This window comes from Pseudomonas sp. Mn2068, assembly GCF_049319725.1.
GTDB classification, from domain to species: domain Bacteria; phylum Pseudomonadota; class Gammaproteobacteria; order Pseudomonadales; family Pseudomonadaceae; genus Aquipseudomonas; species Aquipseudomonas gingeri.
Map to the genome: position 1 here is coordinate 791,274 of NZ_JBMOUG010000001.1, position 14,955 is coordinate 806,228.

Annotated in this window: 14 protein-coding genes; 8 read left to right on the forward strand and 6 right to left on the reverse strand. The window is 62.8% G+C overall.

Translation table 11 applies throughout. The features are described from left to right. Positions 1 to 22 precede the first annotated feature (22 nt). Positions 23 to 505, forward strand: a complete 483-nt coding sequence (eco, locus tag ACL9RJ_RS03350) for a serine protease inhibitor ecotin (protein WP_017127351.1) — start codon at positions 23 to 25, stop codon at positions 503 to 505. Between the two features lie 18 nt (positions 506 to 523). Next, a complete protein-coding gene (locus ACL9RJ_RS03355; protein ID WP_017127352.1) occupies positions 524 to 829 on the forward strand; it encodes an NIPSNAP family protein in 306 nt (101 codons plus the stop codon). Positions 830 to 839: 10 nt separating this feature from the next. On the opposite strand, the gene ilvA is transcribed toward ACL9RJ_RS03355, so the two are convergent. Next, the gene (ilvA, locus tag ACL9RJ_RS03360) at positions 840 to 1,895 is read right to left on the reverse strand and encodes a threonine ammonia-lyase, biosynthetic (RefSeq protein ID WP_083875392.1); all 1,056 of its coding nucleotides are present in this window, start codon (positions 1,893 to 1,895) and stop codon (positions 840 to 842) included. Positions 1,896 to 2,155: 260 nt separating this feature from the next. On the opposite strand from ilvA, the gene ACL9RJ_RS03365 reads away from it, so the two are divergent. Both ACL9RJ_RS03365 and map read left to right on the forward strand, forming a co-directional pair. Then, positions 2,156 to 2,356, forward strand: coding sequence for a ParD-like family protein (locus tag ACL9RJ_RS03365; protein ID WP_017127354.1), 201 nt, complete (start codon positions 2,156 to 2,158; stop codon positions 2,354 to 2,356). Then, on the forward strand, positions 2,356 to 3,135 hold the full coding sequence (map, locus tag ACL9RJ_RS03370; RefSeq protein WP_017127355.1) for a type I methionyl aminopeptidase: 780 nt from the start codon (positions 2,356 to 2,358) through the stop codon (positions 3,133 to 3,135). The genes ACL9RJ_RS03365 and map overlap by 1 nt, the downstream gene beginning before the upstream one ends. Before the next feature lie 105 nt (positions 3,136 to 3,240). Here map and ACL9RJ_RS03375 read toward each other — a convergent pair whose 3' ends face one another. Both ACL9RJ_RS03375 and ACL9RJ_RS03380 read right to left on the reverse strand, forming a co-directional pair. Then, entirely contained in the window at positions 3,241 to 4,182 is a 942-nt protein-coding gene (locus ACL9RJ_RS03375) for a magnesium transporter CorA family protein (RefSeq protein WP_017127356.1), read from the reverse strand. Between the two features lie 12 nt (positions 4,183 to 4,194). Continuing rightward, entirely contained in the window at positions 4,195 to 5,781 is a 1,587-nt protein-coding gene (locus tag ACL9RJ_RS03380; protein WP_244861868.1) for a RimK family protein, read from the reverse strand. 89 nt (positions 5,782 to 5,870) lie between these two features. Here ACL9RJ_RS03380 and ACL9RJ_RS03385 point away from each other — a divergent pair, with 89 nt between their 5' ends. Continuing rightward, positions 5,871 to 6,977: a GNAT family N-acetyltransferase/peptidase C39 family protein gene (locus ACL9RJ_RS03385; protein ID WP_103032570.1), complete on the forward strand. Its 1,107-nt coding sequence runs from the start codon at positions 5,871 to 5,873 to the stop codon at positions 6,975 to 6,977. On the opposite strand, the gene ACL9RJ_RS03390 is transcribed toward ACL9RJ_RS03385, so the two are convergent. Together ACL9RJ_RS03390 and ACL9RJ_RS03395 are read right to left on the reverse strand one after the other, a co-directional pair. After that, a complete protein-coding gene (locus ACL9RJ_RS03390; RefSeq protein ID WP_370591013.1) occupies positions 6,956 to 8,062 on the reverse strand; it encodes a PQQ-dependent sugar dehydrogenase in 1,107 nt (368 codons plus the stop codon). The genes ACL9RJ_RS03385 and ACL9RJ_RS03390 overlap by 22 nt on opposite strands. Before the next feature lie 92 nt (positions 8,063 to 8,154). Beyond that, positions 8,155 to 8,511 carry a hypothetical protein gene (locus ACL9RJ_RS03395; RefSeq protein WP_017127359.1) on the reverse strand — a complete coding sequence of 119 codons (357 nt, stop codon included), beginning with the start codon at positions 8,509 to 8,511 and terminating at the stop codon, positions 8,155 to 8,157. Between the two features lie 354 nt (positions 8,512 to 8,865). Here ACL9RJ_RS03395 and ACL9RJ_RS03400 point away from each other — a divergent pair, with 354 nt between their 5' ends. Then, the gene (locus tag ACL9RJ_RS03400; RefSeq protein ID WP_422764882.1) at positions 8,866 to 11,286 is read left to right on the forward strand and encodes an autotransporter outer membrane beta-barrel domain-containing protein; all 2,421 of its coding nucleotides are present in this window, start codon (positions 8,866 to 8,868) and stop codon (positions 11,284 to 11,286) included. Between the two features lie 84 nt (positions 11,287 to 11,370). Here ACL9RJ_RS03400 and ACL9RJ_RS03405 read toward each other — a convergent pair whose 3' ends face one another. Then, a complete protein-coding gene (locus tag ACL9RJ_RS03405) occupies positions 11,371 to 11,556 on the reverse strand; it encodes a hypothetical protein (RefSeq protein WP_017127361.1) in 186 nt (61 codons plus the stop codon). Between the two features lie 401 nt (positions 11,557 to 11,957). Between ACL9RJ_RS03405 and ACL9RJ_RS03410 the strand changes: the two genes are divergently transcribed. Together ACL9RJ_RS03410 and ACL9RJ_RS03415 are read left to right on the forward strand one after the other, a co-directional pair. Then, the gene (locus ACL9RJ_RS03410) at positions 11,958 to 13,547 is read left to right on the forward strand and encodes an ABC-F family ATPase (RefSeq protein WP_083875394.1); all 1,590 of its coding nucleotides are present in this window, start codon (positions 11,958 to 11,960) and stop codon (positions 13,545 to 13,547) included. 213 nt (positions 13,548 to 13,760) lie between these two features. After that, the gene (locus ACL9RJ_RS03415) at positions 13,761 to 14,954 is read left to right on the forward strand and encodes an MFS transporter (RefSeq protein WP_017127363.1); all 1,194 of its coding nucleotides are present in this window, start codon (positions 13,761 to 13,763) and stop codon (positions 14,952 to 14,954) included. Position 14,955: the final 1 nt, after the last annotated feature.

Below are 14,955 nucleotides of genomic sequence, written 5' to 3' on the forward strand. Positions count from 1 at the left end.
TCCTGACAGGGCAAGAGAGCTCATGAATTCGACGACTATCGCCGCCACATTCCTGCTGGCCTTGACCACTGCCGCCAGCGCGGTCGCCGCCGACAAATCGGACCTGGCCCCCTTCCCGAAAGCGGAAGACGGCTTCACCCGCACGGTCATCCGGGTACCGAAGATGACCAAGGACTCCGATCACCGGGTGGAAATCATCGCCGGCAAGACCCTGCCCGTCGACTGCAACCAGAAACGCCTGGGCGGCAATCTCGACGAGAAGAACCTGGAAGGCTGGAGCTACTCCTACTACCGCCTGGAAAGCGTCAGCGGACCGGTATCCACGCTGATGGCCTGCCCGCCCGGCGCCAAGGCCAAGAAAGACTTTGTCCCGGTGATCGGCACCGGCTACATGCTGCGCTACAACAGCAAGCTGCCGCTGGTGATCTACGCCCCGGACGACGTGGAAATCCGCTACCGCATCTGGACCCCGTCCAAGCTGACCAAGAAAGCCGTCAGTGAATAACCGCCAGGGAATGCCTGCATGATCACCTGCCACGTCAAGTACGTCATTGATCCATATCAACTGGCCGACTTCGAAGCCTACTCCAGGGCCTGGATCCGTATCGTCGAACGCCTGGGCGGTACTCATCACGGCTACTTCCTGCCCTCGGAGGGCGCAAGCAATATCGCCTACTGCCTGTTCAGCTTCGCCTCCCTGGCCGACTACGAAAGCTACCGCCATATCGCCCTGACCGATCCCGAAAGCGCCGCGCTGGTGGCTTCGGTGATGGAGAAGAAGTTCATCCTCAGCTACGAGCGCAGCTTCATGCGCCCGTTGCTGCCCTGACCGGCACCGCTCAGCTCAGCGCTACCCGCGGCTCGCAATGGGCCGCGCGTTCCGCGACATGACGCAGGCTGTCGAAGTTGATATTGGCGCCGGAGTTGATCGCCACCAGCGTCTGGCCCGTGAGCCGATTGAGCGTCACATACTTCCTGATACCCGCCACCGCCAATGCCCCCGAAGGCTCGGTGATGGACCGGGTATCGTCGTAGATATCGCGGATGGCACCGCACAGCTCGTCGTTGCTGACGGTGATGACTTCATCGACATGCCGGCGACAGACCTCGAACCCATGCGCACCGATCTGCGCGACCGCCACGCCATCGGCGAAAGTCCCGACCCGGGGCAGGACCACCCGCTCCCCTGCCTGCAACGCCAGTTGAAGGCAGTTGGAATGTTCCGACTCGACGCCGATGATCCGCACCTGCGGGCGCAGGTATTTGACGTAGGCGGCGATCCCGGCGATCAGGCCGCCACCGCCGACCGGAACGAAGATCGCATCCAGCGCCCCCTGGTGCTGGTTGAGCAACTCCATCGCCACCGTACCCTGGCCGGCAATCACCTCGGGATCGTCGAACGGCGAGACAAAGGTGCAGCCGCGCTCCTGTGCCAGGTTCAAGGCATGGGCCAGGGCGAAAGGAAAGCTCTCGCCGTGCAGGACCGCGATGGCATCGCGGCTGCGTACACCCTTCACCTTGAGTTCGGGAGTACTGGTGGGCATGACGATGGTTGCCTGGATACCCAGTGTCCGCGCCGCCAGCGCCACACCCTGGGCATGGTTGCCCGCCGAGGCGGTGATCACGCCACAACGGCGCTGGGCTTCGTCGAGCTGCACCAGTTTGTTGTAGGCACCGCGGATCTTGAAGGAAAAGGTCGGTTGCAGGTCTTCGCGCTTGAGCAGGATCTGGTTGCCCAGCGCCAGGGACAGCGCCGGGGCCGGCTGCAACGGCGTACGGATCGCCAGGTCGTAGACCGGGGCAGCAAGAATCTTGCGCACATAGCTGCCCAGCAACAGGGATTCGCTACTCGGTGATTCTCTACTCGATAGTTGACTGGCGGTGTCGGTACTCATGGGACTCTCCGGGTGATCGCTTGGCCTCGGAGACAGAAACAACAAACCCGCCTCGGAGGCGGGTTTGGGTAACAGATACAGGTCAGCCCGCCAGATAAGGAATGGCGGTAATAATGCTTGGCTGAGGAAGAACGTGGGTGCAGGTCATGGGTCGAAATTAGCCGGGAGCGCCGGGCAAGTCAATGGGGAGCGCCGACGCCTGCTTGCCTGGAATATATGAAACATATACGATTCATATATTACCAATCCGAGAGAAGCCCATGGGTATCGTCAAGATCTCCGATGAACTGCACGAACAACTGCGCATGGCCAGTGCCGCCATGGATCGCTCGATCAACGCCCAGGCCGAGTTCTGGATCAAGCTGGGCCTGCTGGCCGAGCTCAATCCACAGCTGGGCTACAACGATCTGGTCAACCGCCTGCTGCTGAACCGGGACGACCTGATCCGAGGGCGCAGCTGATGGCGGTCGGCCTGATCAAGACACCCGCCGAACTGGCGCTGATGCGTGAGGCCGGGCGCCTGCTGGCCCAGGTGTTCAACATGCTCGACGGGCTGGTGGCTCCGGGCCTGTCGACCCTGGAGCTGGATCGCCGGGTCGAGGCCTTTATCCGCCAGGAACTGCTGGCCCGTCCGGCCAGCAAGGGCCAGTACGACTATCCCTACTCCATCAATACGTCGATCAACGAGGTGGTCTGCCATGGCATGCCCGATGCCCGGGCAATCCTGGCGCAAGGCGATATCGTCAATATCGACATCACCCTGGAAAAGAACGGTTTTATCGCCGACTCCAGCAAGATGTACCTGATCGGTGAAGTCAGCGCCAAGGCCCGGCGCCTGGTGGACAAGACGTTCGAGGCGCTCTGGGCAGGTATCGGCGTGGTCAGGCCAGGGGCCCGGCTGGGGGATATCGGCCACGCGATCCAGAACCACGCCGAAGCCAATGGCTACAGCGTGGTCCGCGAGTATTGCGGGCATGGTATCGGCCGGCAGATGCACGAGGAACCGCAGGTCCTGCATTTCGGCAGGCCGGGCACGGGGCTGGTGTTGCGCGAAGGCATGGTCTTCACCATCGAGCCGATGCTCAACCAGGGCAGTGCCCGGGTGCGCGACCTGAAGGACGGCTGGACCGTGGTGACCCGTGACGGCAGCCTTTCTGCGCAATGGGAACACACCGTGGCCGTCACCGCCGAAGGCTTCGAAGTCCTGACCCTGCAACCCGCTCCCACCCTACCCTTGTAGGAGCCGAGCTTGCTCGCGAACCGGCGAAGACGGCCATTCACTTCCATCTTGCGGCGCGTGCAGCGGTATTCGCGAGCAAGCGCGGCTCCTGCGAGGATCGACGGCTCAGGTGGCCCGGTCGGTGTTCCCGGCCATCCGCTTGAGCCCGAGCACCATCAGCCCGGCTCCGGCAAGCATCGCCGCCAGGAACAACGGATAGGACACCCACCACGGCGTACCGGCGGTCATCATGCTGTATTCGGACATGCCGCCGATGCTGGCAATCAGGTTGAGCGGCAGGAACACCACGTTGATCAGCGTCAGCTTGCGCAACAGGCCGTTGGTGCTGTTGTTCATGAGGTTGCCACGGGCATCGATCAGCGCGGAGAACACGTTGGAATAGATCTCCGCCTGCTTGTAGCACTGGTTGTTCTCGATGATCAGGTCGTCGATCAGGCCGATCGCCTGCTCGCTGAAGGCTTCCTTCTGGGCGTGGTTGCGCAGCCGCGTCAACACCGCGCCATTGCTGTGCAGGGCGTTGATGTAATAGATCAGGCTTTCGCTGAGGTTGAACATCTGGATCAGATGACGGTTTTCCATCGACGCATAGAATTTCTGCTGCAGCTCGCGGGCGACCATCTTGATCACCTTCAGGTGCCCGAGGTAGTGATGGATATTGTTGAAGAGCATCTCCAGCAGCACATCGAGCGGTGTGTGCAGGGCCTTGCGGGTACCGAGGCTGTCGAGTTGGGCATCGTCGGTGGCGATCACCAGCAGGCGGTCGGCGCAGAACAGCAGGCCGCAGGACGACACCTCGAAGGACAGGCTGCCGGCCCCCGAGTAATTCAGCGGCCGCTTCCAGATCAGAAACAGGTTGTCGGGGTGGAACTCGATGCGCGACACCTCGTCCGGATCGAGGGCCGAGGCCAGGGCGTGTTCGTCGAGCTTGAAATGGCTGTGCAACAGATCCCGTTCCGCCGCGTCGGGATTGCTGAACAGCATCACCCCGGCATCCAGGCGCTCGACCGCGCGTAGCGCGCCATGCTGCAACTCGAAACTCTTGATCATCGCCGCCCCCCTCTACCAGGCCTGGCCGCGACGCTTGAGCTCCAGGCGCCGGACAAACTCCTCGAGCACCAGCCCATACAGGTCGTCCTGCAGGTAGGCGTCCTCGATCCCGGCATCCATGTTCGGGTTGTCGTTGACTTCAATCACCACCACCTTGTCGCCGGACTGCTTGAGATCCACCCCATAGAGCCCGTCGCCGATCAGGTTGGCGGTCTTCACGGCCAGTTCGACCACCGCGCGCGGTGCTTCGTGAACCGCCAGGGTCCGGCATTCACCGTTGACATCCTGGCCCTTGGCCTTGTGGTTGTAGATCTGCCAGTGGCCCTTGGACATGAAGTACTGGCAGGCGAAGATCGGCTTGCGGTTGAGCACCCCGATGCGCCAGTCGTATTCGGTGTAGAAGAACTCCTGGGCCAGCAACAGTACCGAGTGCTCGAACAGTTCGGCGGTGGCTTCCAGCAGCGCCTGCTGGCTTTCGACCTTGATCACGCCACGGGAAAAACAGCCGTCGGGGATCTTCAGCACCAGCGGGAAGCCCAGGCGGTCGCCGACCCGCTCGAAGTCTTCCGGTCGTTCCTTGTAGAGAATCTCGGTGGCCGGCATGCCCAGCTTGTGACTCTTGAGCAGGTCGGTCAGGTAGACCTTGTTGGTGCAGCGCAGGATCGATGCCGGATCGTCCATCACCACCAGCCCCTCGCTCTCGGCCTTCTTGGCGAAACGGTAGGTGTGGTTGTCGACGCTGGTGGTCTCGCGGATCAGCAGCGCATCGTATTCGGCGATCCGTCCATAGTCCTTCTTCTCGATCAGCTCGACGTCGATGCCCAAGCCCTTGCCGACCCGGATAAAACTCTCCAGCGCCTTGGCATTCGAAGGGGGCAGCGCTTCCTGGGGGTCGTGCAGGATCGCCAGGTCATAACGGGCCAGGCGACGCGAACGTGGCACCCGCCAGATCTTGCGACTGAAACTGTCGAGGGACTGGGCGAAGTGATCTTCCTGGTCTTCGCGCAACTTGTGCAAAGTTCCAGCCTTGACCCCTTCGATATGCCAACTGTTACTCTTCTTGAACTCCACCAGCAATATCGGGCAGGGAAACACTTCAAACAGCTGCCGGGCAAGTTCCTGCAATGGCTCGATAACAGTAGTGCCAAAGTAAAGGGTCAGGGTAAACCCCTCGGTGTCCCGATAAAGATGATCGCCAAGAGCCTTGCCCAGGGTCTTGTCGAGGTCATCCAGGGCCAGCCCGTACAGCGCCTTGCGCGTCAGTTCGCTGATGGTCCGGACCGAGGGAATGACCTTGTGCCCACGGGCCTCGGCCAGCAGTGAACAGTAGTAGCCATGCCCCAGGTACTTGTAGCTGCGGCACAGGTTGATCACCTGCACGCGCTTGCCCGGCTCATTGACACGGGACTGCTCCAGGTACTCCTGCGCGGTGACGATATCCTCGCTGGGAAAGTACGACGCCCAGTCTTCCTTGCGCTCGACAATAATAACCAACTGACTGCCTGGATTGCTCGTCGGAGATAAATAAGTTGCCGTGGATATTGCTGTCGGCAAACTTTGCCCGGATACTTCGCGCCAATGACCTTGTACCGCTGACATAGAGATCGATCCGTTGAACAAGATGCTTTCTATTAAGCACGAAGTTTTCAGAAAGTCCCGTTCCGTTACGCAACTTTTACGGTGGTTATATGGATCTCGTCTTTCGCCTTGCGACAACCGATGACCTGGCTGCACTGCTGCAGCTGGAAGAGCATTGTTTCACCACCGATCGCCTGACCGCCCGCAGCTTCCACTGGATGGTCAGTCGGGCCCACGCCCGGCTGATCGTCGCCCAGCAGGTCGACGGGCAACTGGCCGGCTATGCCCTGGTGCTGTTTCACCGCGGCACTTCGCTGGCACGCCTGTATTCGATTGCCATCGCGCCCCACGCACGTGGCATCGGCCTCGGTAAACAGCTGCTGCAACGCAGCGAAGCCTGTGCCCTGGAACATGACTGCGCGTACCTGCGCCTGGAGGTACGCACCGACAACCACGCGGCCATCGCCCTCTACGAACACAACGGCTATCGCCGCTTCGGCCTGATCAACGACTACTACGAAGACCATGCCGATGCCCTGCGCCTGGAAAAACGCATCCTGCAGCATCACGCCAATCGTGAGGCGCAGGTGCCCTACTACGCCCAGACCACCGAGTTCACCTGCGGCCCGGCCTGCCTGCTGATGGCCATGGGCGCGTTGCAGGCGAAACGCCAGGCCTCGCGACGGGAAGAAGTACAGATCTGGCGCGAAGCAACCACCGTGTTCATGACCTCCGGGCACGGTGGCTGCAGCCCCCAGGGCCTGGCGCTGGCCGCCTGGCGACGGGGCTTCGGGGTGCGCCTGCAAGTGAGTATCAGCGGTCCGCTGCTGCTCAATGGTGTCCGTAACGAGCATAAAAAAGCCGTCATGCGCCTGGTGCATGACGGCTTCGAAGAAGAGTTGCGCCAGACCGATGTCGAGCAGGTGCTCGGAGGCGCCCTGGATCTGCCGCGCCTGCTGGCGGCCGGCGGCCAGCCGCTGGTGCTGATCAGCAGCTACCGCCTGACTCGCTCCAAGGCGCCGCACTGGGTGATCGTGACCGATTGCGACGAGGAATTCGTCTACCTGCACGACCCGGATGTCGACCACAGCCAGCACCGGCAGCCGCTGGACTGCCAGCATCTGCCGGTCAGCCACGGCGAATTCGACAAGATGAGCGCCTTCGGCAACAGCAAGCTGCGGGCGGCGGTGATCCTCTACTCCAGGCCCACCTTGTAGAGCGCGCCGTTCTCGGCATCGGTCAGCACATACAGGTAGCCGTCCGGTCCCTGGCGGACATCGCGAATCCGCGATTTCAGTTCGCCCAGCAGGCGCTCTTCATGGATGACCTTGTCGCCATCGAATTGCAGGCGGATCAGCTCCTGGGCCACCAGTGCACCGATAAACAGGTTGTGCCGCCATTTCGGAAAGCGATCGGCATCATAGAACGCCATGCCGCTGAGACCGGGGGATTTTTCCCAGACATGATGGGGCGGCACGGTGCCTTTCACCGTCTTGCCCTGGGCCTCGGGGATCGGTTGCAGCGAATAGTTGATGCCATGGGTTGCCAGCGGCCAACCGTAGTTCTTGCCGCGCTCGATGATATTGATCTCGTCACCGCCCCGCGGCCCATGCTCGTGGGTCCACAAGGTCCCGGTCCAGGGATTGAGCGCCGCTCCCTGCTGGTTGCGATGGCCGTAGGACCAGATCTCCGGGCGCACGCCCTGCTGGCCGACAAAGGGATTGTCGTCGGGCACCCGGCCGTCAGGAAAGATCCGCACCACCTTGCCTTGCAGCTTGTCGAGATCCTGGGCGGTCGGCCGTTCGTTGTTCTCGCCCAGGGCGATGAACAGGTAGCCGTCGCGGTCGAACACCAGGCGCGAGCCGAAGTGATTGCCCACCGACAGCTTCGGCTCCTGGCGAAAGATCACCTTGAAATCGGTCAATTGCCCGAGGTCGGCCGACAGCTGCCCGCGCCCCACCGCCGTACCGGCCTTGCCGCCCTCGCCCCCGCCTTCCGCATAGGAGAGGTAGACCAGGCGATCTTCCTTGAACGATGGCGACAGCACCACATCGAGCAAGCCGCCCTGGCCCTTGGCCCAGACCTGGGGCACACCGCCCAGCGGTGCCGACAGCTTGCCGTCGGGGCTCACCACCCGCAGGTTGCCCGGACGCTCGGTCACCAGCATGCCCTGCCTGTCGGGCAGGAACGCCAGGGCCCAGGGGTGCTTGAGCCCGTCGACGATTTCGCTGACGGCCACCGGCCCCGATTCGGATTGGAAGGTCTGCACAGCCGTATTGGCCGCCAGCGCGGGGAGGCTCATCAATGAGCCGGTGCACAAAGTCGCCAGGAGTGTTTTCAGCAACATGGGCATTTCCTTATGGAGGGAGAAAAAAACACTGCCGCCCACCCGCCTCAGCGACGCTGGTTCGGATCGGCACGGGTCCCGGGCTGGATCGGCACCGCCATCGGCGCCTGCTGGTCACGCGGGTAACCATTGCGGATCGCCCCGTTCTCGATCGTCGAAGGGCGCGGCGTCGGTTGGGTACCGGGGCCGCGTACAGGCGGCGTGGCTGACTCGGAGCCTTGCCGGCTGTTGGGATTGGCGCGGCGAATCGGGCTGTTATAGGGGTTGTCGCTGTTGGGCAGGTTCTGCGCCAGCAGCAAGGTGGCAGGCGGTGCCGGATCCGCCACCGCGCCGTCGGCGGGGATGGCGACGACCAGCAGGCCGATGACCAGCAAGGGGGTCAGACCGAAGACAAGTCTGTTCATGACGCCTCTCTCGAAGGATGAATTCATTATTGGCTGCAAACAGCCCATCAAGAATTGGATAACACCCTACGCCCGAGGTTCGCGCCACGGAAAAATTTCATATGACAGAATGCTTCAACAAATCGGCGGCAACATCGCGAAAAAGCAGGCCTGGCGGTGTCCCGACGAAAAAAGCACTGGACCAAACCTCTCACATTACGCCTGTTTTGCCACGGGCATAACCTGTCAACTTTGACAGTTATGCGCAGGTCTTTTTTACGTTATAACCCCCCACAAACAGCCATGTTGAGCGCGTAGGGCCCTCAACATGCGCCGTGGTGGCTACGCCCTATCCTTGAAAAAAGGATAAATGCGATGCCTTATTTCCTGTTTCGCCCTCTCTGCGTTGTATTTCTCTTCCTCCTGACCCTGCAAGGCGCTCGCGCCGCCTGCACCTTCGCTCCTCCCACCGCCGGCAACGATGACTACACCTGCGACAGCGGAACAGCCACGACACTCGTCGACAACGCCGGCAACAATAGCCTGACGATGCCCACCGGCGGCACCGGCAGCATCACCGGCCCCGTGGTCTTCGGCACGGGCGACGATCGGGTCGTCATCGGTGGTGGCACGATCCACGGTGATGTCGATGAAGGCAGTGGAACCGACAATTTCACCATGACCGGCGGACAGATCCAGTCGCTGCACCAGGGGGACGGCCTGGACACCTTCGAGATGAGCGGCGGGGTCATCGTCGATGAGTTCGAGGATGGCGACAGGGCTCACATGACGGGCGGGTCCATCGGGCGCGTCGACATGAAACTGGACGACAACCTGTTCGACATGGAAGGCGGCACTATCGTCGGCAACCTGGTGACCGGCTTCGGCAAGGACACCATCCTCGTCAAGGGCGGAACCATCGGCGGCAACATCAGTGTCAGCGGTGGCGACGATCAGATCCTGGTCAGCGACGGGACAATAAACGGTGAAATCCGCATGAGCGCCGGCGCGGACTTCTTCAACTGGCGCAACGCCGGCATCATCCGCGGGGCCATCCTGATGGGGCTCGACAATGACCGGGCGCTGCTCGACGGTCTCTCGGATGCGACCCTCTCCTCCACCCCCTCGGTGGATGGCGGAGAAGGCACCGACCAGTTGACGTTCCAGGCCAGTACGCCGATCAATGGCGCGCGCTACGTCAACTGGGAAACGGTGAGCCTTACCCAGGGCAGCCAGATGACCCTCAATGACAGCCTGGTCCTGGGAGACACCGGCACCGGCACGGGCACCCTGGATATCGATGCCAGCAGCAGCCTCAGCTCCCACAGCGGCGTGCTCAGGGCCTTCACCGCCGGGCAGAATGTCACCCTGACCAACGCCGGTACGATCAACCTCACCAGCGGCGGCGCGCAGGCCGACGACCGTTTCACGGTGGTCGGCAACTATGTCGGCAACAGCGGCCACCTGAAGCTGCACAGTATCCTTGCCGGCGATGACTCACCCTCCGACCGGCTGGTAGTGTCCCAGGGTACGCTGTCCGGCACGACCGCCATCGAGGTCAGCAACCTCGGCGGCGGCGGTGCCGAGACCCTGCAGAACGGTATCCAGGTGGTCGAGGCCAACCAGGGCGCCACCAGCAGCGCCAATGCCTTCAGCATGGCAAGCCCGGCATCCGCCGGTGCCTTCGACTACTACCTGTTCAAGGGCGGGGTCACCGCCGGCACGGAAAACAACTGGTACCTGCGCTCCGCCGTGACCGGACCGAGCCCGGAAGGACCGGTCACGCCGCTGCCGACCCCGGTCTTCCCCGGCCTGCCGACGCCCGAACCCGGAGAAACCATTCCCTTCTACCGTCCCGAGGTGCCGATCGACGCAGTCGTCACCCCGGCCGCCGCGCTGCTCGCGCAGACCACGCTGGGCACTTTCCATGAGCGCCAGGGCGAGCAGGACCTGTTGCGCGAAAACGGCGACCTGCCGGCCGGCTGGGCGCGCACCTTCGCCAGCCGTTCGCGGCAGAGCTGGTCGGGGGATGTGAACCCGAGCCTCGACAGCACCATCTGGGGCTTCCAGGCCGGTCACGACCTCTTCGGGTCGACCAGCGCGGACGGCTACCGGCAACATGCCGGGCTGTTCGTCAGCCATGCCCGCCTGGACGGTGACGTACGGGGTTTCACCGGGGGATTCCAGGATCGCGAAGCCGGCGACCTGCGCCTCAACGGCGACAGCCTGGGCGCCTACTGGACCTTGACCGGCCCCACCGACTGGTATGTCGACACCGTCGCCATGGGCACGCGCTACAACGGCAAGGCCCGCTCCGACCGCGGCGTCAAACTCGACCTCAAGGGGCATGCCGTGACGCTCTCCGTGGAAAGCGGCTATCCGCTGCCGGTATCCGAGCGCTGGGTCATCGAGCCCCAGGTCCAACTGATCGGCCAGAAGGTCTCGATGGACAACGATGACGACGGCATCTCGCGGGTCGGCTTCGACACCCAGGAATATCTGAAAGGTCGCGTTGGCGTGCGCGCCAAAGGCTCGTACGTCGCCGGCGAGGTGCCCCTCGAACCCTATGTACGCGGCAATCTCTGGCACGACTTCAAGGGACGCGATACCGCCACCTTCGACGGTTACCCGATCAAGACCGACCATACCGGCAGCACCCTGGACTTCGGTGCCGGCGTGGTGGCGAAACTGAGCCGCGATGTCCGCCTCTACGCCAGCCTCGACTACGGCAGCAATATCGATGCCCGCCAGCAGGAAGCCGTCTCCGCGACTATCGGTGTGCGCATGAGCTGGTAACCCGCGTGCCTCACCGCACGCAGGCGCTGTCACCAACGCAGAAAACCCCGGCGGTGCCGGGGTTCAAGCGCGTCAACGCATCGGTTATCGGCTGTTTTTCGCCGGCCGCACCTTGTGCATCGGCAGCGACACCACATAGGCCATGGCTTCTTCCCGGGTGCCGAACGAACTCAACCGATCCGCCTGGGTGCGCACCTTCCAGGGGCCGCCGCTGGCGTGGATTACTTCATAGCCGTTGACATGCATCTTCGAGAGCAGAGAAACGCTCATAGCCACCTCCCTTCACGTAGAGATATCCGAGGATTGCCGCCCCACCATACACCCGGTCGAGGCCGATTGACCGGCCGTACGTCGCCGGACGCCCCGCTGGCTACCCACCACCAGACCCGAAAACCGCGTGCCCAGCCGCGCCATCGCGCACAAAAGCGCCGAATCAACGATCAGCCGCCATATAACTGTCGTCTCGCGTATGCGACAATAGGCGAAATGTCTGGCACCCACCCCGCATTCACATCACGGCAACTCGGCCCTCACGTGCGTAGCTTGCTGTCGACTTATGCCCGCTGGATAACCTCACGCTCCGGTTGGAGCGAGCTGGAAACGTTGCAAACGGGTATCGAACGGGTATCTGCAGCCTCCGGCCACAGTTCAGTTATTGATAGGTAAGCTCCTTGATCTCCACAGCTAACATCACCATGCAGTTCGGCGCCAAGCCGCTCTTCGAGAACGTTTCGGTCAAATTCGGCAGTGGTAACCGCTACGGCCTGATCGGCGCCAACGGGTGCGGCAAGTCCACGTTCATGAAAATCCTCGGCGGCGACCTCGAGCCGTCCGGCGGCCAGGTCATGCTGGAGCCGAACGTGCGCCTGGGTAAACTGCGCCAGGATCAGTTCGCCTACGAAGAATTCAGCGTGATCGACACCGTGATCATGGGTCACGAAGAGCTGTGGAAGGTCAAGGCCGAGCGCGACCGCATCTACTCGCTGCCGGAAATGACCGAAGAAGACGGCATGGCCGTGGCCGAGCTGGAAACCGAGTTCGCCGAGATGGACGGCTACACCGCCGAATCCCGTGCCGGCGAACTGCTGCTGGGCCTGGGCATCGGCATCGAGCAGCACTTCGGCCCGATGAGCGAAGTGTCCCCGGGCTGGAAGCTGCGGGTACTGCTGGCCCAGGCGCTGTTCTCTGATCCGGAAGTTCTGCTCCTCGACGAGCCGACCAACCACCTGGACATCAACACCATCCGCTGGCTGGAAAACATCCTGACCCAGCGCTCCAGCCTGATGATCATCATCTCTCACGACCGTCACTTCCTGAACAGCGTGTGCACCCACATGGCTGACCTGGATTACGGCGAGCTGCGCCTGTTCCCGGGCAACTACGACGAGTACATGACCGTGGCGACCCAGTCGCGCGAGCAACTGCTGTCGGACAACGCCAAGAAGAAGGCGCAGATTTCCGAGCTGCAATCGTTCGTCAGCCGCTTCTCGGCCAACGCCTCGAAAGCCAAGCAGGCCACTTCCCGCGCCAAGCAGATCGACAAGATCCAGCTGGCCGAGGTCAAGCCATCGAGCCGCGTCAGCCCGTTCATCCGCTTCGAACAGACCAAGAAGCTGCATCGCCAGGCGGTCATCGTCGAGCATATGGCCAAGGGCTTTGACGGCGTCACGCTGTTCAAGGACTTCAGCTTCACCGTCGAAGCCGGCGAGCGCGTGGCGATCATCGGCCCGAACGGCATCGGCAAGACCACTCTGCTGCGCACCCTGGTCAACGAACTGACCCCGGATGCCGGCACGGTGAAATGGACCGACGCCGCCGAGCTGGGCTACTACGCCCAGGACCACGCCCATGACTTCGAAGACGACGTCAACCTGTTCGACTGGATGGGCCAGTGGACCCAGGGTGGCGAGCAACTGGTACGCGGCACCCTCGGCCGCATGCTGTTCTCCAACGACGAGATCCTCAAGTCGGTCAAGGTGATTTCCGGTGGCGAGCAAGGCCGCATGCTGTTCGGCAAGCTGATCCTGCAAAAACCCAACGTGCTGGTGATGGACGAACCGACCAACCACCTGGACATGGAATCCATCGAGGCGCTCAACCTGGCGCTGGAAAACTACCCGGGCACGCTGATCTTCGTCAGCCACGACCGCGAGTTCGTCTCGTCCCTGGCCACCCGCATCATCGAGCTGAGCCCGAGCGGCGTGATCGACTTCAGCGGCACCTATGACGACTACCTGCGTAGCCAGGGCGTGGTCTTCTAACCCCGCCTCCCTGTAGGAGCCGGCTTGCTGGCGATGGCGTCCGGACGGACGATGCAAGGCATTGAGGCCTCATCGCTGGCAAGCCAGCTCCTACAGGGATCGTGCTGAACCTCCAGCTTCGCAGATCCAGAAAAATTAGTTAGCCTGCTTTCTTTTATCCCGCCACCCCGCCATGATGAAGCTCTCCAACCGCCCGCCCGCGAACGAGCCCTCATGTCCGCCCAGCAACCTCCCCGCCAGCCCGGCAACCTGACTGTCACCCTGCAAATCGTTTCCATCGTCTTCTACACGTTTGTCGCCTTTCTCTGCATCGGCCTGCCGATCGCGGTCTTGCCCGGCTATGTGCATGAACAACTGGGCTTCAGCGCGGTGATCGCCGGACTGACCATCGGCTCGCAGTACCTGGCCACGCTCCTCAGCCGCCCCATGGCCGGGCGCATGGCCGATAGCATCGGCACCAAGCGTTCGATCATCTATGGCCTGTCGGGGATTTTCCTCAGCGGCGGACTGACCCTGCTGTCGACCCTGGTGCAACACCTGCCCCTGCTGAGCCTGGGCATCCTGATTGCCGGACGCCTGCTGCTGGGGGTCGCCCAGGGCCTGATCGGCGTGGGCACCATCAGCTGGGGGATCGGCCAGGTCGGCGCCGACCAGACCGCCCGGGTGATTTCCTGGAACGGTATCGCCTCCTATGGCGCCATCGCCATCGGTGCGCCACTGGGTGTACTGATGGTCGCCGAACATGGCTTCGCCAGCCTTGGTATCGCCCTGTCGACGCTGGCCGCCGGCGCCCTGCTGCTGATCCGCAACAAACCCTCGGTGCCGGTGGTGCGCGGCGAGCGCCTGCCCTTCTGGGCGGTGTTCGGACGCATTGCGCCCTATGGCGCGAGCCTGACCCTGGCGTCCATCGGCTACGGCACCCTGACCACCTTTATTACCCTGTTCTACATCAGTCGCGGCTGGACCGGCGCGGCCTATTGCCTGACGGTCTTCGGCACCTGCTTCATCCTCGCGCGGTTGTTCTTCATCGGCAGCATCAACCGCTTCGGCGGCTTCAAGGTGGCGATCGCCTGCATGAGCATCGAAACCCTGGGCCTGGCCCTGCTCTGGCTGTCGCCGTCCACCGCGGTGGCCCTGACCGGGGCCGGGCTGGCCGGATTCGGCCTGTCGCTGGTCTACCCGGCCATTGGCGTGGAAGCCATCCGCCAGGTGCCGAACTCCAGTCGTGGTGCGGGATTGAGCGCCTATGCGGTGTTTTTCGACCTGGCGCTGGCCATCGCCGGCCCGGTGATGGGGGCGGTGGCGCTGAACCTGGGCTATGCGTGGATTTTCTTCACCGCGGCGCTGCTGTCGATCACCGGCCTGTCCGTCACCGTGCTGCTGGCGCGTCGCCCGACAGCGCGCTGAG

Coding starts and splice junctions, on each gene's coding strand:
- ACL9RJ_RS03385 (WP_103032570.1), top strand. CDS start 5,871: ATGGATCTCGTCTTTCGCCTTGCGACAACCGATGACCTGGCTGCACTG.
- ACL9RJ_RS03415 (WP_017127363.1), top strand. CDS start 13,761: ATGTCCGCCCAGCAACCTCCCCGCCAGCCCGGCAACCTGACTGTCACC.
- ACL9RJ_RS03380 (WP_244861868.1), bottom strand. CDS start 5,781: ATGTCAGCGGTACAAGGTCATTGGCGCGAAGTATCCGGGCAAAGTTTG.
- eco (WP_017127351.1), top strand. CDS start 23: ATGAATTCGACGACTATCGCCGCCACATTCCTGCTGGCCTTGACCACT.
- map (WP_017127355.1), top strand. CDS start 2,356: ATGGCGGTCGGCCTGATCAAGACACCCGCCGAACTGGCGCTGATGCGT.
- ACL9RJ_RS03365 (WP_017127354.1), top strand. CDS start 2,156: ATGGGTATCGTCAAGATCTCCGATGAACTGCACGAACAACTGCGCATG.
- ACL9RJ_RS03355 (WP_017127352.1), top strand. CDS start 524: ATGATCACCTGCCACGTCAAGTACGTCATTGATCCATATCAACTGGCC.
- ACL9RJ_RS03405 (WP_017127361.1), bottom strand. CDS start 11,556: ATGAGCGTTTCTCTGCTCTCGAAGATGCATGTCAACGGCTATGAAGTA.
- ACL9RJ_RS03400 (WP_422764882.1), top strand. CDS start 8,866: ATGCCTTATTTCCTGTTTCGCCCTCTCTGCGTTGTATTTCTCTTCCTC.
- ACL9RJ_RS03390 (WP_370591013.1), bottom strand. CDS start 8,062: ATGAGCCTCCCCGCGCTGGCGGCCAATACGGCTGTGCAGACCTTCCAA.
- ACL9RJ_RS03375 (WP_017127356.1), bottom strand. CDS start 4,182: ATGATCAAGAGTTTCGAGTTGCAGCATGGCGCGCTACGCGCGGTCGAG.
- ilvA (WP_083875392.1), bottom strand. CDS start 1,895: ATGAGTACCGACACCGCCAGTCAACTATCGAGTAGAGAATCACCGAGT.
- ACL9RJ_RS03395 (WP_017127359.1), bottom strand. CDS start 8,511: ATGAACAGACTTGTCTTCGGTCTGACCCCCTTGCTGGTCATCGGCCTG.